This window comes from Ectothiorhodospira haloalkaliphila ATCC 51935, from assembly GCF_000633935.1.
GTDB classification, from domain to species: Bacteria; Pseudomonadota; Gammaproteobacteria; order Ectothiorhodospirales; family Ectothiorhodospiraceae; genus Ectothiorhodospira; species Ectothiorhodospira haloalkaliphila.
Map to the genome: position 1 here is coordinate 301,570 of NZ_KK214995.1, position 21,758 is coordinate 323,327.

19 protein-coding genes are annotated in these 21,758 nt (G+C 62.4%); 13 read left to right on the forward strand and 6 right to left on the reverse strand.

Annotated features, from left to right (window positions below; translation table 11 throughout):
• The first annotated feature begins 63 nt into the window (after positions 1 to 63).
• The 10 genes from ECTHA_RS0101420 to thrC all read left to right on the forward strand — a co-directional run bounded on the left by ECTHA_RS0101420 (position 64) and on the right by thrC (position 11,288).
• Positions 64 to 897, forward strand: coding sequence for a CheR family methyltransferase (locus ECTHA_RS0101420; protein WP_025281388.1), 834 nt, complete (start codon positions 64 to 66; stop codon positions 895 to 897).
• Complete coding sequence (gene cheD / locus ECTHA_RS0101425) at positions 894 to 1,505, forward strand: chemoreceptor glutamine deamidase CheD (protein WP_025281389.1); 612 nt, start codon at positions 894 to 896, stop codon at positions 1,503 to 1,505. The genes ECTHA_RS0101420 and cheD overlap by 4 nt, the downstream gene beginning before the upstream one ends.
• A 21-nt stretch (positions 1,506 to 1,526) precedes the next feature.
• A complete protein-coding gene (locus ECTHA_RS20485) occupies positions 1,527 to 2,759 on the forward strand; it encodes a methyl-accepting chemotaxis protein (RefSeq protein WP_275259990.1) in 1,233 nt (410 codons plus the stop codon).
• Positions 2,760 to 2,808: 49 nt separating this feature from the next.
• Positions 2,809 to 3,867 (forward strand): protein-glutamate methylesterase/protein-glutamine glutaminase, encoded by a 1,059-nt coding sequence (locus tag ECTHA_RS0101435; RefSeq protein ID WP_025281391.1) that lies wholly within the window; start codon positions 2,809 to 2,811, stop codon positions 3,865 to 3,867.
• Between the two features lie 94 nt (positions 3,868 to 3,961).
• Positions 3,962 to 4,267 carry an STAS domain-containing protein gene (locus ECTHA_RS0101440; RefSeq protein WP_025281392.1) on the forward strand — a complete coding sequence of 102 codons (306 nt, stop codon included), beginning with the start codon at positions 3,962 to 3,964 and terminating at the stop codon, positions 4,265 to 4,267.
• 11 nt (positions 4,268 to 4,278) lie between these two features.
• Positions 4,279 to 6,009: an ATP-binding SpoIIE family protein phosphatase gene (locus ECTHA_RS0101445; protein ID WP_025281393.1), complete on the forward strand. Its 1,731-nt coding sequence runs from the start codon at positions 4,279 to 4,281 to the stop codon at positions 6,007 to 6,009.
• Positions 6,010 to 6,023: 14 nt separating this feature from the next.
• Positions 6,024 to 7,622 (forward strand): ATP-binding protein, encoded by a 1,599-nt coding sequence (locus ECTHA_RS0101450; RefSeq protein WP_128571885.1) that lies wholly within the window; start codon positions 6,024 to 6,026, stop codon positions 7,620 to 7,622.
• 59 nt (positions 7,623 to 7,681) lie between these two features.
• Positions 7,682 to 8,722: an HD domain-containing phosphohydrolase gene (locus ECTHA_RS0101455; RefSeq protein WP_029762380.1), complete on the forward strand. Its 1,041-nt coding sequence runs from the start codon at positions 7,682 to 7,684 to the stop codon at positions 8,720 to 8,722.
• 76 nt (positions 8,723 to 8,798) lie between these two features.
• On the forward strand, positions 8,799 to 10,109 hold the full coding sequence (locus ECTHA_RS0101460; protein WP_025281396.1) for a homoserine dehydrogenase: 1,311 nt from the start codon (positions 8,799 to 8,801) through the stop codon (positions 10,107 to 10,109).
• A gap of 36 nt (positions 10,110 to 10,145) precedes the next feature.
• On the forward strand, positions 10,146 to 11,288 hold the full coding sequence (gene thrC / locus ECTHA_RS0101465) for a threonine synthase (RefSeq protein WP_025281397.1): 1,143 nt from the start codon (positions 10,146 to 10,148) through the stop codon (positions 11,286 to 11,288).
• 92 nt (positions 11,289 to 11,380) lie between these two features.
• On the opposite strand, the gene ECTHA_RS0101470 is transcribed toward thrC, so the two are convergent.
• Both ECTHA_RS0101470 and ECTHA_RS0101475 read right to left on the reverse strand, forming a co-directional pair.
• Entirely contained in the window at positions 11,381 to 12,238 is an 858-nt protein-coding gene (locus ECTHA_RS0101470) for an ATP-binding protein (protein ID WP_025281398.1), read from the reverse strand.
• Between the two features lie 9 nt (positions 12,239 to 12,247).
• Complete coding sequence (locus ECTHA_RS0101475) at positions 12,248 to 12,694, reverse strand: DUF2721 domain-containing protein (RefSeq protein WP_025281399.1); 447 nt, start codon at positions 12,692 to 12,694, stop codon at positions 12,248 to 12,250.
• Positions 12,695 to 12,808: 114 nt separating this feature from the next.
• On the opposite strand from ECTHA_RS0101475, the gene ECTHA_RS0101480 reads away from it, so the two are divergent.
• Positions 12,809 to 13,255: a bacteriohemerythrin gene (locus ECTHA_RS0101480; protein ID WP_025281400.1), complete on the forward strand. Its 447-nt coding sequence runs from the start codon at positions 12,809 to 12,811 to the stop codon at positions 13,253 to 13,255.
• Positions 13,256 to 13,357: 102 nt separating this feature from the next.
• On the opposite strand, the gene ettA is transcribed toward ECTHA_RS0101480, so the two are convergent.
• Positions 13,358 to 15,025, reverse strand: coding sequence for an energy-dependent translational throttle protein EttA (gene ettA, locus ECTHA_RS0101485; protein ID WP_025281401.1), 1,668 nt, complete (start codon positions 15,023 to 15,025; stop codon positions 13,358 to 13,360).
• A 192-nt stretch (positions 15,026 to 15,217) separates the two neighbouring features.
• Here ettA and ECTHA_RS0101490 point away from each other — a divergent pair, with 192 nt between their 5' ends.
• Positions 15,218 to 17,092 carry a diguanylate cyclase domain-containing protein gene (locus tag ECTHA_RS0101490; protein ID WP_238984830.1) on the forward strand — a complete coding sequence of 625 codons (1,875 nt, stop codon included), beginning with the start codon at positions 15,218 to 15,220 and terminating at the stop codon, positions 17,090 to 17,092.
• Here the strand turns inward: ECTHA_RS0101490 and ECTHA_RS0101495 are convergent.
• Positions 17,082 to 17,855, reverse strand: coding sequence for an ABC transporter permease (locus ECTHA_RS0101495; protein WP_025281403.1), 774 nt, complete (start codon positions 17,853 to 17,855; stop codon positions 17,082 to 17,084). The genes ECTHA_RS0101490 and ECTHA_RS0101495 overlap by 11 nt on opposite strands.
• Positions 17,855 to 18,790: an ABC transporter ATP-binding protein gene (locus ECTHA_RS0101500; protein ID WP_025281404.1), complete on the reverse strand. Its 936-nt coding sequence runs from the start codon at positions 18,788 to 18,790 to the stop codon at positions 17,855 to 17,857. Before ECTHA_RS0101500 ends, ECTHA_RS0101495 begins: the two co-directional genes overlap by 1 nt.
• 111 nt (positions 18,791 to 18,901) lie before the next feature.
• On the opposite strand from ECTHA_RS0101500, the gene ECTHA_RS0101505 reads away from it, so the two are divergent.
• Complete coding sequence (locus tag ECTHA_RS0101505) at positions 18,902 to 20,311, forward strand: leucyl aminopeptidase family protein (protein ID WP_025281405.1); 1,410 nt, start codon at positions 18,902 to 18,904, stop codon at positions 20,309 to 20,311.
• On the opposite strand, the gene ECTHA_RS0101510 is transcribed toward ECTHA_RS0101505, so the two are convergent.
• Entirely contained in the window at positions 20,277 to 21,707 is a 1,431-nt protein-coding gene (locus tag ECTHA_RS0101510; RefSeq protein WP_025281406.1) for a Glu/Leu/Phe/Val family dehydrogenase, read from the reverse strand. The two genes, ECTHA_RS0101505 and ECTHA_RS0101510, sit on opposite strands and share 35 nt — an antisense overlap.
• Positions 21,708 to 21,758: the final 51 nt, after the last annotated feature.

A 21,758-nucleotide genomic window follows, 5' to 3' on the forward strand; every position in this document is an offset into this window, starting at 1 on the left:
CCATGACACGACCCTTCAGGCCCGGTGCCTTGCACCGGGCTCACATCGCCTGCGGTCACGCCCATGCGTGACCGAGAATTCGATTTCAGGGATGCCGACTTCGAGCGAATCCGGCGAATGATTTATGAATATGCGGGCATCTCGCTCAACCCGGGCAAACGGGACATGGTCTACAGCCGTGTGGCGCGGCGCCTGCGTCAGGCGGGCCTGAACTCCTTTGAGGCCTATCTGGATCGCCTGGAGGTGGATGCCGAGGAATGGCAGCACTTTGTGAATTCGCTGACCACCAACCTCACATCCTTCTTCCGGGAGGCCCACCATTTTCCCGTGCTCTCTGAACATGCCACCCGCATGCAGGGCCGTCTTCGGCGCACGCTGAGGATCTGGTCGGCCGGATGCTCCACGGGGGAGGAGCCGTTTTCCATCGCCATGACCCTGATCGACGCGTTCGGTAGCTGGACGCCGCCCGTGAAGATCCTGGCCACGGATCTGGATACACAAGTGGTGCGCCACGCTGCTGAAGGCATCTATCCCATGGAGCGCATCGACAAGATGCCGCAGAGTGATGTGAAACGCTTTTTCCTGCGGGGCAAGGGCAGCCGTGAGGGCATGGTTCGGGTCAGGCCTCAGGTACGGGAACTCATCACCTTTGAGTCGCTCAATCTGCTGGGGCCAAGCTGGCCGCTCAAGGAGCCTTTTGATGCCATCTTTTGTCGCAATGTGTTGATCTATTTTGACAAGCCAACCCAGTACCGGCTGCTGTCCAGGTTTCATCCCCTGCTGCATCCTGAGGGTTTGCTGTTTGTGGGGCATTCGGAGAGCCTGGCCCATGCCTCCGACCTGTTCCGCTTGCAGGGCAAGACGGTCTGTGTGCCGGTGGCGAGGGGGCGCCCATGAGCGAAGGTTTCGAGGAGGTCCTGGCACCCAACCTGTATTACGACCGGCACTTCGACATGGATGCCGTCAAGATCCTGCCGGGAGAGTATTACGTCTCCAATCGGGAATTGCTGATGGTGACCGTGCTGGGCTCCTGTGTGGGGGCCTGCGTCAGGGATCGTCTGCGAGGCATTGGGGGCATCAATCACTTCATGCTGCCCGACGACAAGCGTAACGAGGACAGCCGTGTGGGCAGTTCCATGCGCTATGGGGACTACGCCATGGAGATCCTGATCAACCAGCTGATCAAGTTGGGGGCGCGCCGGGAAAACCTGGAGGCCAAGGTATTCGGTGCCGGCAATGTGCTGCCCGGGTTCAAGAGCAATATCGTCGGAGAGCGCAACGCCCAGTTCGTCACCGATTACCTGGCGACGGAGGGCATTCCCATCGCGGCACAGGATTTGCTCGGCAATCACCCGCGCAAGGTGTACTTCTTTCCCACCACCGGGCGGGTACTCGTGAAGAAACTGCGCAGTCTGCACAACGAGACCATCATCGAACGGGAACTGAGCTACAGCCAGAAACTGCGTCAGGCCAAGGTGTCCGGCGAAGTGGAACTGTTCGACTGACGTATGCGAGGAGACCGACTCATGCAGGGCTTAGGAATGGAGGCAATCATGCGGGCGCTCACACCCCACTGGCCGGCCGCCGTGGTCAGCGGGGTCGCTATCGTCGTCTGGGTGCTGCTGTCCCTGCCTGCCTGGCCAGGCATGCTGTTGATAGCACTTGCCTGGGTCGGCTCCTTGCTGTGGCAGACCCAAGCTGGCGCCCATGCCGGGCAATCCGCCCAGGCCCTGGCGGATGAGCGGCAGGGCACCCTGGACAGCGACCGCGAGTTGTGGGACCTGGTCGTTGAAATTGATGCCCTCATGGCGCCTGAGACAAGCGAGTTACGCACGCTGGTGGGGCAGGCACGTGAATTGATCGGGGATGCCGTGCGTGATCTGCAGGAGAGCTTTCACAATCTCAACCAGACCTCCCGAGAGCAACAGGAACTCGCCCTGAGACTGATCAGGGGGATGTCCAACGACCCCCAGGCGGCCACCTCCGGCGTTGAGGCCATCGACATGGACCAATTCATGGAGGAAAACGGCAAGGTGCTGGCCCAGAACGTGCGGATGCTCATCGACATGGGCAAGCACAGCGTGGAAGTGGCTCACCAGGTGGACGATCTCTCCAGCCTGATGAGTGAGATCTTCGGGCTGCTCGACAGTGCCAAGCACATCGCCGGACAAACCAACCTGCTGGCCCTGAACGCCGCCATTGAGGCGGCCCGTGCCGGGGAGGCGGGCCGGGGATTCGCTGTGGTGGCCCAGGAGGTGCGTAAGCTCTCCCAGGACTCGGACCAGTTCAACGAGCAGATCCGCGCCCAGGTGGAACAGGCCAACCGGCTCTTCGGTCATGCCCGGGAGGTGGTCGGTCGCATGGCCTCACAGGACTTGAACACATCCATCACCGCCAAGGGCAGCATGGACGAGATGATGGAACAGTTGCAGAAGCTGAATCAGAGCCTGGCCGAGGGGCTGGATCATATGTCCGGCGTTGCCGAGCGCGTGCAGCAGAATGTGGACGCGGCGGTCAGGCTGTTGCAGTTCGAGGACATTGCGGGTCAAGTGCTGGATCGGGCGCATACACGCATCGATTTCATGGAACGCTTTGTCTCCGAGCTGCGCCAACTGCCCATGGTGGAGCCGGAAAGATCCCAGCAACAGCTGGAACAGGCCCGTGGTCGGCTCAAGGCGCTGCGTGAGGAGTTACGGGATGCCGCTCACCGTCCCGTGAATCAGAAATCCATGGACGAAGGTGATATTGAACTCTTCTGATGCGATCCCAGTGGCCAATACAAGAATTTCAAAGCTGAGGGAGGGCGCTGTGGGTAAGCCGATACGGGTACTGGTGGTCGACGATTCCGCGTTGGTGCGCAAGCTTCTGACCGAGGTGCTGAACTCGATTGAGGGCATTGAGGTCGTGGGCACGGCCCAGGACCCGTATGTGGCGCGAGAACGCATCAAGAGTCTTGATCCGGACGTGCTGACCCTGGATGTGGAAATGCCGCGCATGGATGGCCTGACCTTCCTGCGCAACCTGATGCGTCTGCGCCCCATGCCCGTGGTGATGGTGTCCTCGCTCACCGAGCGCGGGGCCGAGGTCACCATGCAGGCCCTGGAGCTGGGCGCCGTGGATTTTGTCACCAAGCCCGCTCTGGATCTTGCCAATACCCTCAATGCCTACCGCGATGAGTTGGCCGCCAAGGTCAGGGTTGCGGCCGGGGCCAGAGTGCGCACCCTGGCAGCAGTGAAACCCAAGCATTCCGTCGACGAAATCCTGCCCGCCAAGGCAGTGGGGCACTGGCGTACCACGGACCGGCTGCTGGCTATCGGCGCCTCCACCGGGGGAACCGAAGCGGTGAAGGATGTTCTCATTGACCTGCCACCGGACAGCCCTGCCGTGGTCATTGCCCAGCACATCCCCGCAGGTTTCAGTGGCGCGTGGGCGCAACGCATGAACCGCCAGAGCCGGCTGGTGGTCAAGGAGGCCGAGGAGGGCGAACGCCTGATGGCTGGCCACGCGTACGTGGCACCCGGAGATCAGCATCTGATGGTGGCCCGGGATGGGGCCCGCTACGTCTGCCGCCTGAACATGGCCGAACCAGTCAATCGCCACCGGCCCAGCGTGGACGTGCTGTTTCGTTCCGTGGCCCAGGCTGCGGGCAAGAATGCCTGTGCTGCCCTGCTCACCGGCATGGGGGCCGACGGTGTACAGGGCCTCAAGGAGCTGCACGACATGGGCGTGGAGACCATTGCCCAGGACGAAGCCACCAGCGTGGTCTGGGGGATGCCCGGAGAGGCCGTGAAGCGGGGTGCAGCCTCTCAGGTGCTGCCACTGGAGCGTATCGCCGAGGCCATGCTGAAGGCCTCCCGTGTGCGCTGATGCCCTTAAATATTTGGGCATGCGGCCAAAAATCTGAGATCATCCTCACAATTCTCGCCGCCATTTTCTATTTTCGCCCTCGCTGGAGTCTCGTATGAGCATCAAACGTCACGTCGATGAAAAGACCAACCTGGTGACGATATCCGTGGGTGGTCGGTTTGATTTCGCCCAACACAAGGCCTTCCGCGACGCCTATCGGGATCTGCCCGCCCAGGGCACCCGCTATCGGGTGGACCTGAGCGAGGCCACGTACCTGGATAGTTCGGCCCTGGGCATGCTGCTGCTGCTCAGGGAACACGCCGGCGGCGATACTGCACGGGTGAGCTTGCGGGGCTGCAGCGACGATGTACGCCGCGTGCTCAAGATCGCCAATTTCGATCGCCTTTTCACCCTGGAGTAAACCCCCACCCCATGTCATTCGACGCGCATCCAAGCCCCATTCGAGGGTCCGGGATCACGGAGGCCGCTGCCCCCCGGGGGCTGGCGCTGGTGGTGGACGACGAACCCACCAACCGCCGGTTGCTCGCGCGCATGCTCAAGAAGGAGGGTTTCGACACTCTGGAGGCAGAGAGCGGCGCCCGGGCCATTGAGCTGTTCGAGGAGTCGCCCCCGGATATCGTCTTCATGGATGTGATGATGCCGGGGATGGATGGATTCGAAGCGACCCGGCGCATCAAGGCCATGGCTGGCTTTGATTTCGTGCCCGTCATCTTTCTTACCGCGTTGCATGATGAAAAGTCCCTGGTGCAGTGCACGGAGTCCGGCGGGGATGATTTTCTCACCAAACCCTTCAACTTCAGCATCCTCAAGGCACGCATCACGGCCATGGAACGGGTGCGTGACCTGCAGCGCATCATCGCCGGAAAAAACCGGGAACTGGAGCAACTGCTGGAGCAGGATCGCCAGGAGCAGAAGCTGGCCGAACGGGTATTCAGACGGGCAGTGAACGACCGCAATGTGCATACGGAACAGTTCGGGCTGGTACAGCGGCCCGCCACCACGTTCAACGGCGATCTGGTGCTCACCCAGGACCTTCCCGATGGGGGCGTGCGCATCCTCCTGGGAGATTTCACCGGCCATGGTCTCGCGGCTGCCATCGGCGCGCTGCCCGTGGCCGAGACCTTTCGTACCATGACCCGCAAGGGCGTGGATGACGAGCAGGTGCTGGACGAGATCAATCGCAAGCTGTATCGCGTGCTGCCGCCGGAACGCTTCATGGCAGCCTGCCTGGTTTCCATCCCCGGCTCCGGTCGAGAGATCCGCTGGTGGAACGGCGGCATGCCCAGTGCCTGGTTACGCACCCAGGAGGGCTTGCAGGAGCTGGCCTCACATGCCTTGCCATTGGGCATCCTGCCGGAGCTGTCGGATCGGGAAACGCCCCGGCGCGTGGCCGTACGTCGTCATGACCGACTGCTGATGATGAGTGATGGTCTGCTGGAGGCCCGTGATCCGGATGGGTGCATGTTCATGGATCATGGTTTTGCCGGGGTGCTGCAGGCATGGACCCACGGCGGGGCGGTACTGCCCGACCTGCTGCAGGCCCTCGAGGAGCACTGCGCCGACCAGCGGCCGGAGGATGATGTTGCCATTCTGGAAACCCCCCTGGACCCGGAACTGTTCAGCCGTCCGCCCGTGAGCCGTGAAAGTCACCCGCAAGGGGGATGGAACTGGTCGCTGACATTGGAGGACGAGCGTCTTGGGGACTTGCCCTCGCTGGAGTCTGCCCTGCGCCCGCTGGGATTGCTGGATGGCCTGGAGGAGGATGCCGGCCCCCTGGAAACCATTGTCAACGAACTCTACAGCAATGCCCTGGAACATGGGGTGCTGCGACTGGACTCTCCCATGAAGGCCGACCCGGACGGATTTTGCAACTATTATCAGGAACGGGGCCGGCGCCTGGCCGAGGGTTGCCGAGGGCGTGTGGATGTGAGCGTGGCCTACGAGCCCAGTGAGACGCACGGCGTGTTCCGCGTCAGGATCAGTGATTCCGGCCCGGGGTTTGACACCCACCAGTGGGACGATGTGTCGCTGGACACCACCCGCCCCTGGGGCCGTGGCATCGCCCTGGTGCGGGATCTGTGCGATACGGTGGCTTTTGAAGATTCTGGCTCCCGGGTGGAGGCTGTGTATCGGTGTCGCTGAAGGACGGGAACAGTGTGTTCTATCAATCCCTGGAGGAACGCCTCCGGTGGCAGACCCGCGCCATGGAGGCCATGGTCAACGGGATTGCCATCGCCGATGCGACTCAGCCGGATAGCCCGCTGGTGTACGTGAACCCGGCCTTTGAACGCATGACCGGTTACCGGGCAGACGAGGTGCTGGGCACCAACTGCCGTTTCCTTCAGGGGGATGATCGGGATCAACCCGGCGTGCAGGAATTGCGTGATGCCGTGGTCGAAGGGCGGGCCACGAAAGTGCTGATCCGCAATTACCGGAAGAACGGGGAATTGTTCTGGAACGAGTTCAGCATCTCGCCGGTGCGCAACGACGCAGGAGTGGTCACCCACTACGTGGGGATTCAGCAGGATGTCACCGAACTCATGCAGGCCATGGAGGCTCTGCGCCAGGCCAAGGCGGAGGCGGACCGGGCCAATCAGGCCAAATCCAACTTCCTTTCCCGCATGAGCCACGAACTGCGCACCCCCATGAATGCCGTCCTGGGTTTCGCCCAGTTGCTGGAGCTGGACCCGGACCTGAACGGCGAACAGCAGGAAAATGTCGAGGAGATCATCCGGGGCGGCAGACACCTTCTGGACCTGATCAACGAGGTGCTGGACCTGGCCCGGGTGGAATCGGGTCGAGTGGAACTGACTCCCGAGCCCCTGGAAATCCAGGGCCTGATGGACGAATGCCTGGCCCTGGTTGAACCGCTGGCGGGTGAACGCCACCTGGAGATTCGCAGCGACCAGGATCTGTCGGGGCATTTCGTGCTGGCCGACCGGGTCAGACTGAAGCAAGTCTTCATCAATCTGCTCTCCAACGCCATCAAGTACAACCGACACCAGGGTCAGGTCACCATCGGCCTGGAGCCCGCCCGGCAGCTTCAGCAGGGGCTTCGCATCATGGTGTCCGATACCGGGTCCGGCATCCCGAGCGAGCGCATCACCGATTTGTTTCAACCCTTTACCAGACTGGTGGAGGACCAGCACAAGGAGGAGGGCAGTGGCATCGGCCTGGCCATCACCCAGCGCCTGGTACACCTCATGGATGGGCGTATCGGCGTCTCAAGTCGGGTTGGGGAGGGCAGCACCTTCTGGGTGGAACTGCCCGAGGGTATCCCAGCGGTCGAAACCCCGGATCGGCAGCCCTCGACCTGCTCGCCCAGGACCACCACAGAACGATCGAAATCAGGGTGCAAGATACTGCAGATCGAGGACAACGCTGCCAACCTGCGCCTGCTTGAGAGGCTGCTCAAGCGCCACGATGCCTTCAGCGTACTCAGCACGGAAGACCCCTACATCGGCCTGGAGTTGGCGCAGGAGCACCGTCCTGATGTGATCATTCTGGATATCCAGATTGCCCGTCTGGATGGTTTCGAAGTGCTGGAACGATTGAGGAGTCATGCCAGCACCCGTGACATTCCCGTGCTGGCCCTCACCGCCAATGCCACGGAATCGAACCGTCAGCGCGGCCTGGAGGCCGGCTTCGATGCCTATCTGACCAAGCCCCTGAATTTTGGGGAGTTGCTTGATACAATTCGCACACTCCTCTCACGGGATAAAGCCAATCGCCCCGGCAACAAGGTGCGCCAGTGAACAGCCATGACCTCTCCCACAACACCCATCAAGAGCCGGAGCGCAAGGCGGCCCGGATCATGGTGGTGGACGATGAACGGGCCAACCTGATCCTGATGGACCGCCTGCTACGGACTGAGGGCTATTCCAACCTGGCCCTGGTTCAGGACCCCCGGGAGGTGATCGCCACTTATCACCAGGCACCCACCGACCTGATTCTGCTGGACATCAAGATGCCGCACATGAACGGCTTCGAGGTGATGGAGCAGTTCGCCGCGCTGAATGATCCCCTGGTCCCGCCCATTCTCGTGCTCACGGCTCAGCACAGCCGTGACTACATGCTCCGGGCCCTGAGTAACGGTGCACGGGATTTCATCGGCAAACCGTTTGACCGGGCTGAGGTGCTGGCACGGGTGCGCAACATGCTGGATGTGCAACTGGCGCACCGCATGACCCACGATCAGAAGGACATGCTGGCGCAACTGGTGCACGAGCGCACCGATGAGATCCGGCGCACCCGCCTGCAGGTGGTGCAGCGTCTGGGGCGCGCCTCGGAATACCGGGACAACGAGACCGGGTGCCATATCCTGCGCATGAGTCACATTTCGGCCCTGCTGGCCCAGCATGTGGGCTGGGATCGTGATCAATGCGAACGCATGCTCCATGCCAGCCCGATGCACGATGTGGGCAAGATCGGTATTCCCGACCAGATCCTGCTCAAACCCGGCAAGCTCACACCCGACGAATGGGAGATCATGAAGACCCATGCCACCATCGGTGCCGACATCCTCAGTGGCGATGATTCCGACCTGCTGCTCATGGCCCGGGAAATCGCTCTCACGCATCACGAAAAATGGGACGGCAGCGGTTATCCCAATGGTCTGGCCGGTCATGATATTCCCATGACCGGCCGCATCTGCGCCCTGGCAGATGTCTTTGACGCCCTGACCTCCTGGCGGCCCTACAAGAAGGCCTGGGCCGTGGACGATGCCCTGGACTTCATCCGCAACGGGGCAGGGCAACATTTCGACCCGGATCTCACCGAGCTCTTCTTCAGTCTGGTGCCCGATATTCTGGCCATCCGCGAGCGTTTTCCGGAACCCATTCCCGAGGCCGACTGATCCTCCTGGGCCCCTCCCCGGGTCGGCCCGATCTCCGCTATAATGCGGGGCTTTCCCCGCCATAGGAGCCAGATCATTGGAACCCGTCAAAGTCGGCCTGTTGGGCCTTGGGACCGTGGGCAGCGGCACGGTCAGAGTGCTCAAGCGCAATAGCGACGAGATCACCCGCCGCGCCGGTCGTGGTATCGAACTCGTGGCGGCTGCGGCCCGCAATCTGGACTCCCTGGGCGATCTGGACGTGAGTGGCATGCGCCTCACCGAGGAAGCCCTGGAGGTGGTGGACGACCCCGAGGTTCAGGTGATCGTCGAACTGATCGGGGGCACGACACTGGCCCGGGAACTGGTGCTGCGGGCCATTGACCAGGGCAAGCACGTGGTGACGGCCAACAAGGCCCTGATCGCCCTGCACGGCAACGAGATCTTCAGCCGCGCTCAGGAACGCGGCGTGATGGTGGCCTTCGAGGCCGCCGTGGCCGGCGGCATCCCCATCATCAAGGCCATCCGCGAAGGCCTGACCGGCAACCGCATTGAATGGCTGGCAGGCATCATCAATGGCACCGGGAACTTCATCCTCACCGAAATGCGCGACAAGGGGCGGGAGTTCGCCGATGTGCTGGCGGAGGCCCAGCGTCTGGGTTACGCCGAGGCCGATCCCACCTTTGATGTGGAAGGCGTGGACGCGGCCCACAAGCTGACCATCCTGGCCTCCATTGCCTTTGGTATCCCACTGCAGTTCGACCGGGTTTATACCGAGGGCATCTCCGGCATCTCCCGGGATGACGTGGTCTACGCCAACGAACTGGGCTACCGCATCAAGCATCTGGGCATTGCCCGCCGGGCCAATGGGGGCATCGAGTTGCGGGTGCATCCCACCCTGATTCCCGAGCGGCGCCTGATCGCCAACGTGGACGGCGTACTCAATGCCGTGCTGGTGTGGGGCGATGCCGTGGGCCCAACCCTCTATTACGGCCCCGGGGCCGGTTCCGAGCCCACCGCCTCGGCGGTGGTCGCCGACCTGGTGGACGTGGTCCGCGCCCTGACCACCGACCCGGAGAACCGCGTGCCGCATCTGGCCTTCCAGGCCGATGCCCTGTCGGATGTTTCCATCCTCTCCATGGACGACGTGCAAACTGCCTTCTATCTGCGCCTGCGGGTGCTGGATCGTCCGGGTGTGATGGCCGATATCACCCGGATCCTGGCGGACCTGGACATCAGCATCGAGGCCATCATGCAGAAGGAGCCGGATGAAGATACCCAGGAAGCCGATGTGATCATGCTGACCCACCAGGTGCGCGAGGGTAATCTCAACCAGGCCATCGGCCGTATCGAGTCCCTGGACAGCGTGATCACCCCGGTGACCCGCATCCGCCTGGAAAACCTCAAGTAACATCGCGTCAATACGCCCCGACCCCGAGACCCGACCATGCCTTTCCGACCCCGTTACACCGGCATCATCGAACGCTATCGTGACCGCCTGCCGGTGCATGACGATGCCCGCATCATCTCCCTGGGCGAGGGCAACACGCCCCTCATCCGGCTGAACAACGTCCCCCGGGTGCTGGGCAAGGAAGTGGACATCTACGTGAAGTTCGAGGGGCTCAACCCCACAGGCTCCTTCAAGGACCGGGGCATGACCATGGCCGTCACCCGCGCCGTGGAGGAGGGCTCCCGAGCCATCATCTGTGCCTCCACCGGCAACACCTCTGCCTCGGCAGCCGCTTACGCGGCCCGGGCCGGGATCACTGCCTTCGTGCTCATTCCCGATGGCAAGATTGCCCAGGGCAAACTGGCCCAGGCCATGATGCATGGCTCCACGGTCATCCAGATCAAGGGGAATTTTGACGCCGGCATGCGCTTGGTGAAGCAGGTGGCCGAAACCTCACCAGTGACGGTGGTGAACTCGGTCAACCCTTACCGTCTGCAGGGCCAGAAGACGGCGGCCTTCGAGATCGTCGAGGAACTGGGGCGTGCCCCGGATTACCACTGCCTGCCGGTGGGCAATGCCGGCAACATCACTGCCCACTGGATTGGCTATTGCGAGTATTCCTCGGCCTCTGGGGATCACGTGACCGAGTCGTGCGGGTTCTGCAAGGGCCGCTGCATGTACGCCGGTGGCGCCATCGTGGGCAATCGCCCGCGCATGGTGGGCTACCAGGCCAGTGGCAGCGCACCCTTCATGCGCGGCGCCATGGTGGACGACCCGGATACGGTAGCCACGGCCATCCGGATCGGGCATCCCCAGTCCTGGGAGTACGCCTGGAAGGTGAAGGAAGAGTCCGGCGGCTGGTTCGATGAGTGCTCCGACGAGGAGATCCTGGCCGCGCAGAAACTGTTGGCTGAACGGGAGGGCGTGTTCTGTGAGCCCGCCTCTGCCACCTCGCTGGCCGGCGCCCTGCGTGACGTGAAGGCGGGCAAGATTCCCGAGGGCTCCAGCATCGTGTGCACCCTGACGGGGCATGGCCTGAAGGACCCGGACATCGCCATCCAGCAGAGCTTGCGGGCGCCGCTGACGGTGGAAGCAGATCTGGATTCGGTGAAGCGGGCCATCCTGGATAACATGGCCTGAGGTGGAGCGCCTTCTCACTCCCCCTTACCCCAACCCCTCTCCCGCTAGCGGGAGAGGGGCTCCCTTGGTCCCTGTTTCACCAATGGCAGGGATCAAGCCTCCCCCTGTCGCCCGGTCCAGTCCCGCGCAAACTGCCAGGCCACCCGGCCGCTGCGGGAACCCCTCAGCAGGGCATACTGCAGGGCCTCGCGCCGTGCCGCCTCGGTCATCGGGCCGCCGCCCAGGTGCGCCAGCCAATGCCTGACCACCTCCAGGTACTGAGCCTGGGAAAAGGGATGAAAGGCTACCCAGAGGCCGAATCGCTCCGATAGCGACACCTTTTCCTCCACCGCCTCGCCAGGATGGATTTCGTCATCCACCCGCTTCGCTTCCAGGTTGTCCGCACTGCGCTCGGGCATCAGATGACGACGATTGGAGGTGGCATAGATGATCACGTTCTCCGGCGTGGCCTCCAGGTCACCGTCCAGGGCGGCCTTCAGTGCCTTGTAGGCCGGTTCGTTGGCCTCGAAAGACAGGTCATCGGCGAACAGCACGAACCGCTCCGAACGATCACGCAGCGGCGCCACGATGCGCGGCAGGTCCACCAGTTCGTGGGCATCCACTTGCACCAGACGCAGCCCCTCACTGGCATAGCGGGTCAGCAGGGCGCGCATCAACGAGGACTTCCCCGTACCCCGGGCACCCCAGAGCAGGGCATTATTGGCCGGCCGCCCGGCGAGGAACTGCCGGGTATTGCGCTCCAGCAATTCTCGCGGTCGCCCGATGTGCAATAGATCGTCGAGCGACAGCGGGCTGACTTCAGGGATGGATTGCAACTGCCCCTGACGCCAGCGAAATGCCGGTGCGTCCCACTGGATCGGCGGGGCAGGGGGTGGCAGCATCCCCTCCAGTCGCTCCATGAGTGAGTGGGCCCGCTGCAGCACCGCCTCCAGATCAACACGATCAGACATTCAGGGCTCCTAGCCTTCGCGGTTGCTCAGGGTGAGGCTCTCCACCGCCAGGAAGACCTCTCTCAGGAACAGGCCCAGGGCCGTGATCAGGCTGGCCATGGCCAGCACGAACATGGCACCCACCATCCGGGGATGTTCCATATCGAAGAGAAAGTCCAGAAATACGGTCACGATGGTCAGGCACACCAGCATGGCCGTGGTAATGCACAAGGTCATCCCCCAATGGACCAGGCGCGCACGGTCATCCAGGATCTTCAGTTCCCGTTCGCTCCATTCACGGCGTTTGGCATCCGGTGCGTGCATCATCTGGGCGAGATGCCGGCGGCGGTCCACCACCCGGCCGAGACGGGCGACAAAGGCATTCACGAATCCGGCGATGGCCACCAACAGGAAGACAGGCGCCACGGACAACTGGATGACTTGCGAGATTTCAATGGGCGAGGTGGAGTCGATCATGCGATCACCGCTGCAGAATGTTGTGATAGTCGATTTCAACTATATCCATAAATCCTCCGGTCATGCATCCTGTGCTATGTTAGGGATATATGCCCCTTCGCGAGGTAATGCATCATGAGCGAACATGCCAGAATCGAGGAACTGCCTCAGGTGGGCATGGCATTCATGGATGATGATCACGAGGAGGCCATGGGCCTGCTCGCCCGCGTGGTCGAAACCCTGGAAGCATCCCGTGACGGCCATGCGGAGCCGGAGGGGCTTCGCCGAGACCTGCGCAATTTCATAGAGCACAGCCGGGCCCATTTTCGGCGTGAGGAAGTGATCATGAAGGCCGTCCATTTCCCACCCTTCCACATTCACAAGAACGAACACGATCAGCGTCTGGAAGAACTGGTCACCTACGTGGATGATCTGGATGCCGGTGTGATCGGGCTGGAAGACTTGAAGGACCAGTTCCTCAATGAATTCCTGCCCTGGTACCAACGCCACTGCGACACCATGGATCAGGCCACCGCGCGTTACGTGGAGAAGCAAGCCGCCGCAGGACCGACCAAGGCCTGAATCCTTCGCACCAGACTCCGCAGGCAACTGACCAGATCCCTCCCCCCATGGGGAGAGGGGTTGGGTGAGGGGGAAAAGGGGCGGCCCTGGGAAGAAGGCGACTCAGGTCTCCAGGCGACGGTATTTCACCCGATGGGGCTGGTCCGCGTCGCTGCCCAGGCGCTTGCGGCGGTCCTCCTCGTAATCCTGGTAATTCCCCTCGAAGAAGACCACATTGCCGTCCTCCTCGAAAGCCAGGATATGGGTGGCGATACGGTCCAGGAACCAGCGATCGTGCGAGATCACCACGGCGCTGCCGGGGAAGTCCAGGATCGCCTCTTCCAGCGCTCTCAGGGTTTCCACGTCCAGATCGTTGGTGGGTTCGTCCAGCAGCAGCAGGTTGCCACCGCTGCGCAGCAACTTGGCCAGGTGGGCGCGATTACGCTCACCGCCGGAAAGCTCCTTCATGAGCTTTTGCTGATCACTGCCCTTGAAGTTGAAGCGACCCACATAGGCCCGGGAGGGCATCTGGAAGTTGCCCACATGGATGATGTCCTGCCCATCCGAGACCTCTTCCCACACCGTGCGCTGATCCTGCAGGGCATCACGGGTCTGATCCACATAGGCCACCTGCACGGTCTCACCGACGCGGATCTCGCCTGAATCCGGCTTCTCCTGGCCAACGATCATGCGAAACAGTGTGGACTTGCCTACCCCGTTGGGGCCGATGACACCGACAATGCCACCGCGAGGCAGGGAGAAGGAAAGGTTTTCATACAGCACCCGGTCCCCGTAGGACTTGCTCACCCCATCCAGATCCACCACCACGTCGCCCAGGCGTGGGCCCGGTGGGATATAGATCTCCTTGGTCTCGCTGCGTTTCTGGTAGTCCTGTGAGGAGAGCTCCTCAAAGCGCTTGAGACGGGCCTTGCTCTTGGCGGAACGGCCCTTGGGGTTGCTGCGCACCCATTCCAGCTCCGATTCCATGTTCTTGCGGCGGGCGCTTTCCTGTTTCTCCTCGATTTCCAGGCGTTTCTCCTTCTGTTCCAGCCAGGACGAGTAGTTGCCCTGCCAGGGAATGCCTTGCCCCCGGTCCAGTTCAAGGATCCAGCCGGCCACATTATCCAGGAAGTAACGATCGTGGGTGACCGCCACCACGGTGCCGGTGAATTCCGACAGAAAGCGCTCCAGCCAGGCCACCGATTCAGCGTCCAGGTGGTTGGTGGGTTCGTCCAGGATCAGCATGTCCGGAGCCGAGAGCAGCAGGCGGCACAGGGCCACGCGGCGGCGCTCACCACCGGAGAGCTTGGTGACATCGGCATCCCAGGGGGGCAGACGCAGGGCATCGGCAGCCACTTCCAGCTTGCGCTCCAGATCCCAGGCGCCAGCGGAGTCGATGCGATCCTGAAGTTCGGCCTGCTCGGCCAGCAGGCTATCGAAATCCGCGTCGGGGTTGGCGAATTCCTCGGCGATGGCATTGAAGCGGTCCACCAGGGCCTTCACCTCGCCGACGCCGTCCTCCACGTTGCCGCGCACGTCCTTCTCCGGATCAAGATGAGGCTCCTGGGAAAGAAAGCCGATCTTGATGCCCGGTTGCGGGCGTGCCTCGCCGATGTATTCCTTGTCCAGGCCCGCCATGATGCGCAACAGGGTGGATTTACCCGCACCGTTATAACCCAGCACGCCGATCTTGGCGCCCGGGAAGAAGTTCAGCGAGATGTCCTTGAGGATTTCCTTCTTTGGCGGGACGACCTTGCCCACACCATTCATGGTGTAGATGTATTGGGCCATATGGAACCTGTATGGGGAATGAGTTGTGCGATGAAAGCGGGCGACTGGCCCGGTGCGTTGCCCGCATTATCCTGAAGTTGACCGGCAGTTTCCAGCGGCCGCCTCGGCAAGTGCCCATATATGCGGGTTTTTTTACCTTGAAAGGGCCACCGCCTTTTGGCAAGCTGGACCCATTCCAATCGCGAAACCCGGATGCCCACTCCTCCCTCCATATCCCTCGCGCAACGCAAGTCCCCGGGACGTGGTCGGTGGCGTTATCGGCCCCTGGCGACGGGCGCGCTGACCATGGCCCTGGCGGTGGCGGGCTTCACCGGCGTGGACATGCTGGTGGAGCAGCGCCTGGAGGACCGCGCCCGGACCCAGGTCCTTGGTGAACTCTCCACCGTCCGGGCCCGTCTGGAGGGCGAACTCAACGCCACCATCCATTTCACCATGGTGCTGGCCACCTACACAGGGATCCATCCCGACATCAGCGAGAGCGAATTCCGCCGGGTGGCAGCAGAGCTGTTTCGTCAGCGCAGCGACATGATACGCAACATCACTCTGGCCCCGGACAATGTCATCCGGTTCGTTTACCCGCAGGCGGGCAATGAGGCCGCCCTGGGGCTGGATCTGGAAAACCACCCGGAGCAGAGCGAGTCGGTTTATCGCATGATGCAGGCTGCGGATACGGTACTTGCCGGGCCGTGGGAGCTGGTTCAAGGCGGTACGGGGCTGATCATTCGCACCCCCGTGTACCTGAACTCGGATCGTGGCCGGCATGATCCCGAGGCCTACTGGGGTCTGACCAGCATTCCCATCGACATGGAGGCCATCTATGAGATCACGGGGCTCATCAATCTGCAGGATCGACTGGATATGGCCATTCGGGGGCGCGATGGTCTTGGCCCGGCGGGGGCCGTGTTCTTTGGCGACCCGGAACTCTTCAGCCGGGACAGTGTGCGCCAGGAGGTGATCATCAAGGGGGGGCGTTGGGAACTGGCCGCACTGCCCAGGGGGGGCTGGTCCGCCGCCACGGCCCGCCCCATGGCCTGGCATTTCACGGGCCTCACACTGGTGCTGATGGCCGGCGCCCTGGCCTGGCGCATGACCCAGCAATCCGATCGGGTGCGCGTTTCACAGGCACTGCATCAAAGCCTCAGCGAGCGCCTCAGGGCCACCATTGCGGCCATGCCTGACATCTGCTTCATTCTGGACTCCGAGGGCCGTTATCTGGAGGTCTTCGGTGGCCATGACCCCCAGATTTATCACACCAGCCACCAGGCCCTGCTGGGCCGGACACTGCATGAGGTCATGCCCCGGGACAAGGCGGATCTCTTCCTGGCGCGGATTCATGAGACCCTGCGCACCGGGCAGTTGCAATCCATCGAGTACGCCCTGTCGGTGGACGATGTGGAAGGCGTTGAACCGGAAAGTGGACCTACGGGACCCCAGTGGTTCGAGGGCCGTATCACGCCCTTGGGAAAAGACGTCATGGGGCGTCCGGCGGTGATCTGGTTGTCGGTGAACATCACGCAGCGCAAGAAGGCCCAGGACAGCATGCGCTTCATGGCTCTCCATGATGCATTGACCGGCCTGGCCAACCGTACTCTGCTCAGGGACCGCATCATCCATGCCATTGCTCAGGCCCGGCGGGAGCATAGTCGCATTGCCGTCATGTACATCGACCTGGACGACTTCAAACCCATCAATGACAGCCTGGGGCACGACGCCGGCGATACGGTGCTGTGCGAAGTGGCACAACGACTCAACGAATCCGTGAGGGATTCGGACACCGTGGCCCGGGTAGGCGGCGACGAATTCGTGATCCTGCTGGAAAAACTACCGGACCCGGAACTGGCGGCGCGCATCGCCGAAAAGATACTGGAGGTGCTTGGCAGGCCCATCCACGCCAAGGGTCGCGCCTGCCAGGTGACCACCAGCATCGGAATCAGCCTGTATCCGGATGACGGCGAGACCTACGAATCCCTGTTGGGGGCGGCGGATCGGGCCCTTTACGAGGCCAAGTCTCAGGGCAAGGGCCGCTACTGGCAGACCGATTCCCGTCTCACAGACATCAGTTCCTGATGCCCACACCCTTGTTCAGCAGGAACAGGGCCACGCCGTACAGGAGCACCACAAAGCCGATGATGATGCCGTAGGAGGTCGCAAGGCCGATATCGGCCACCCCCAGAAAGCCGTAACGGAAGGCGTTCACCATGTACAGGATCGGATTGAGCATGGAGGCCCCCTGCCAGAACTCCGGCAGCAGGGTGATGGAGTAGAACACGCCCCCCAGATAGGTCAAGGGTGTGAGAATGAAGGTGGGGACGATGGAGATGTCATCGAAGCTGCGGGCAAACACCCCGTTGATCAGCCCGGCCAGGGCGAACAGGGTGGCTGTGAGCAATACCACCGAGAGGGTGATGGCCAGATTGTGGATGGAAAGCGGGCTGAAGATCATGGAGATCAGGGTCACCGCCACTCCCACCGCCAGGCCGCGGCATATGCCACCTGCAACGAAACCGAGGATGATCAGGTAATTGGGCACGGGTGAAACCAGCATCTCTTCCAGGTGACGCTGAAACTTTGCGCTGTAAAAAGAGGACACCACGTTCGAGTAGGAATTGGTGATCACCGCCATCATGATCAACCCAGGGACAATGAAGTCCATATAACGGATGCCCTCCATCTCCCCGATGCGCGAACCGATCAAGCCTCCGAAGATGATGAAGTACAGCCCCATGGTGATCACCGGGGGCAGGATGGTCTGAATCCAGATGCGGGAAAAACGCAGGACTTCCTTGGTCACGATGGTGCGCAGGGCCACCCAATTGGCATAGCCTGACATTATGCGGTCACTCCCGTATTGCGGCTCTCGTCCACCATGTTCATGAAGAGTTGCTCCAGGCGATTGGTCTTGTTGCGCATGCTACGCACCTGAATGCCTTCCCGGTTCAGATCCACGAAGAGTTGGTTCAGGCTGACATCACGATCCACATCTGCCTCCAGGGTGAGTTCGTCCACCCAGCGCAGTCGATGCTGGGGCAGGGTGGGCAACTGCATCAGCGGCTGGCTCAGATCCAGGATGAAGGTTTCCGTGTTGAGTTGATTGAGCAGGCCCTTCATGGTCGTGTTCTCGATGATGCGCCCGTGATCAATGATGCCGATGTTGCGGCACAGGCTCTCGGCCTCCTCCAGGTAGTGGGTGGTGAGGATGATGGTGCAGCCCTGCCGGTTGATCTCCCGCAAAAACGTCCACATGGAGCGGCGAATCTCGATATCCACCCCAGCGGTGGGTTCGTCCAGGATCAGCAACCTGGGTTCGTGCACCAGGGCACGGGCGATCATCAGTCGGCGTTTCATGCCTCCCGACAAAAGCCGCGCCATGCCCTTGCGCTTGTCCCACAGGCCCAGCTCCACCAGATATTTCTCGGCCCGCTTCCAGGCCTCCTTGCGGGGGATGCCGTAATATCCGGCCTGGTTGACGACAATCTCCTCCACCGGCTCGAACACGTTGAAATTGAACTCCTGGGGCACCAGCCCCAGGCAACGCTTGGCGGCGTAGAGGTCCTTGTCCAGGTCGTGACCGAAGATGGAAACACTGCCCCCGGACTTGTTCACCAGGGAGGCCACGATACTGATGGTGGTGGATTTCCCGGCTCCATTGGGGCCAAGCAGGGCGTAGAAGTCGCCGGGCTCCACCTGCAGGTCAATGCCCTTGAGGGCCTCGAATCCGTTCTTGTAGGTCTTGGTCAGGTTCTGGATGGACAGGGCGTGGGGCATGGGCGATCCGTGATCCGCTCCGGAGATGGGCAAACCCGGAATTCTAACAGATCCGTGCAGCCGGTTCGGGATGATAGATTACGGGGGTACACCCATCGAATCCGGATACCCATGACCGACTGTTTCGAACGCGCCCCTGCCACGCAGATGATCACCCTGATCCCCCTGGATGCCGCTCTTTTTGATCCATGGCTGGAACGACAGCCAGAACGAATGCGCAACTGGGTGAAGGCTGCCCGTTTCCAGCCCAAGGCCGGCCACCACCTGGCCTTACCGGAAACCGATGGTTGCGTTCGCAAGATGCTGGTGGGCGTCGATCCGGATGCCGCCAGCTGGGCCTTGGCGGATCTGCCCGGCAGGCTGGGGGAGGGGGTCTACACCCTGGAGTGTGACTGGTCGCCACAGCGCCTGGCCCAGGCAGCGGTGGGTTGGGGGCTGGGCAGCTACCGATTCGAGCGCTACCGCCCCAGCGACAAGCCCCATCCTCGGCTGAGCCTTACCCGGCTCACCGATGATCAGGCGCAGCGAGTCGAGCAAACCGTTGACGCCATCAGCCTGGTGCGGGACCTCATCAACACGCCGGCGGAGGACATGATGCCTGAGCACCTGGCCGAATCCGCCCAGCAACTGGGCGAGACCTTCGGTGCCACGGTACGGCAGGTGGTAGGGGATGCCCTGCTGGAGGAAAACTATCCCAGTATCCACCGAGTGGGACGGGCCAGTCACCACGCCCCCCGTGTGATCGATTTGCAGTGGGGGGACGATGCCCACCCCCGGATCACCCTGGTGGGCAAGGGGGTGTGTTTCGATACCGGTGGGCTCGATATCAAGCCGAGCAATGGCATGCGTCTCATGAAAAAGGATATGGGCGGTGCTGCTCACGTGCTGGGCCTGGCGCATTTGATCATGGCGGCAGGCCTGCCGGTGCGCCTGCGGGTACTGATTGGTGCCGTGGATAACGCCATCGATGGCAACGCCTTTCGCCCGGGGGACGTGATCACCACCCGCAAGGGCCTGACCGTGGAAGTGGACAACACCGATGCCGAGGGTCGTCTGGTGTTGTGTGATCTGCTCACCCGGGCCTGCGAGGAGAGCCCTTCACTGATCATTGATTTTGCCACCCTCACCGGGGCGGCGAGGGTGGCGGTCGGCACGGAGATCGCGGCTTTCTTCACGGATGCCCGTGAACTGGTCCACGGCCTGCATCGTCATGCAGAGATCCAGGAGGACCCTTGCTGGCGGCTCCCCCTGCATGAGCCCTACAGGGAGCTGCTGGAGAGTTCCGTGGCCGATCTGGCCAACAGCGGCAGTACCCCTTACGCGGGAGCCATTACCGCCGGGCTGTTCCTCAAGGCCTTCGTGCCCCGGACCCAGCCCTGGATCCATTTTGATGTGATGGCCTGGAACACACGTGCCCGTCCGGGGCGTCCCAAGGGGGGCGAGGCCCTGGGCGTGCGTGCGGTATTCGCCTGGCTGGAGGAGCGTTTCAGTACGCCCCAAGGTCCAGACTGCCAAGATTGATCCGGGTCACCGCCAGGGCGTAGGCGGCGGTGCGGTAATCCAGGTGCCGCCCGCCCTCGCGCCGGAACCGGGCGATCTCCTGGAACGCCACGCGCATGGCATCGTCCAGGCCGGATCGCACCAGGTCCACTTCTTCGGCGCCACGGATGAGGTTCTCGCGCATCCATGCCGGGGTCTTTTCACCACTCATCATTTCCAGGGCAGAAACGATGTGCTCGCCCCGGGTCTCATCCAGGCGTCGCTGCAAACGCCCGAAGCGGATATGGGAGAGGTTACGGATCCACTCGAAGTATGAGACCACCACACCGCCGGCGTTGGCATAGATGTCCGGCAGGATGACCGTGCCCTTGCCGCGCAGGATCTCGTCTGCCTCGTAGGTGATGGGCCCATTGGCGGCTTCGATGATCAAGGGAGCGCGGATGCTCTCGGCATTGTCCTTGTGAATCACGCCCTCCAGGGCCGCCGGGATGAGCACGTCACAGTCTTCGGCCAGCACGCTTGCCCCTTTGTCCACGAACCGGGCATCGGGGTAGCCCAGCACCGTGCCGTGCTCATTCATGTAGCAACGCACTGCCTCCACCGACAGGCCCCGCTCGTCAATCAGGGCGCCCTCACGCTCGATGATCCCGACGATGCGGGCGCCATCCTCCTCCTGCAGGAACTTGGCCGCGTGATAGCCCACATTGCCCAGGCCCTGCACGATGATGCGCTTGCCCTCCAGGGACCCCTGCAGGCCCGCCGCCTGCACCTCGGCGGGATGGCGGAAGAACTCCCTGAGGGCATACTGGATGCCACGCCCCGTGGCCTCCAGCCTTCCCGGCATTCCGCCCAGGTCCACCGGCTTACCGGTCACGCAGCCCACGTAGTTGATGTCTTCCGGGTAGAGGTTCTTGTAAGTATCCAGAATCCATGCCATTTCCCGTTGCCCTGTACCCACATCGGGAGCCGGCACGTTGGTGGCCGGGCTGAGGAATCCGCGGCGGGCCAGTTCCCGGGCAAACCGCCGCGTGATGAGTTCCATTTCATCCCGGTCGTACTGGGTGGGATCAATGCACAGCCCCCCCTTGGAGCCGCCAAAGGGCACATCCACGATGGCACATTTATAGGTCATCAGCGCCGCCAGGGCCTCGGTATCGTCCTGATCCACGGTGGGGGAAAAGCGCAGCCCCCCCTTGGCGGGAAGACGATGGGTGCTGTGCACGGCCCGCCAGCCGGTGAAGGTGCGAACCTCCCCGCGCAGCTTGATGGGAAAAGAGACCTGCAGGGTGGCGTTACAGGACTTGAGGGCACGATCAGCCCCGGGCTCCAGTTTCACTTCCTTGAGGGCCCGATCCAGCATGAGGGCCACGTTCTGCTGAAAACTCCCGGAGCGGGTGGCGGTCGGTTGATCGCTCATGACACCTCCTGGTTGACGGTTGCGGCGCTTTGGCCCGACGGTATCTCTGCG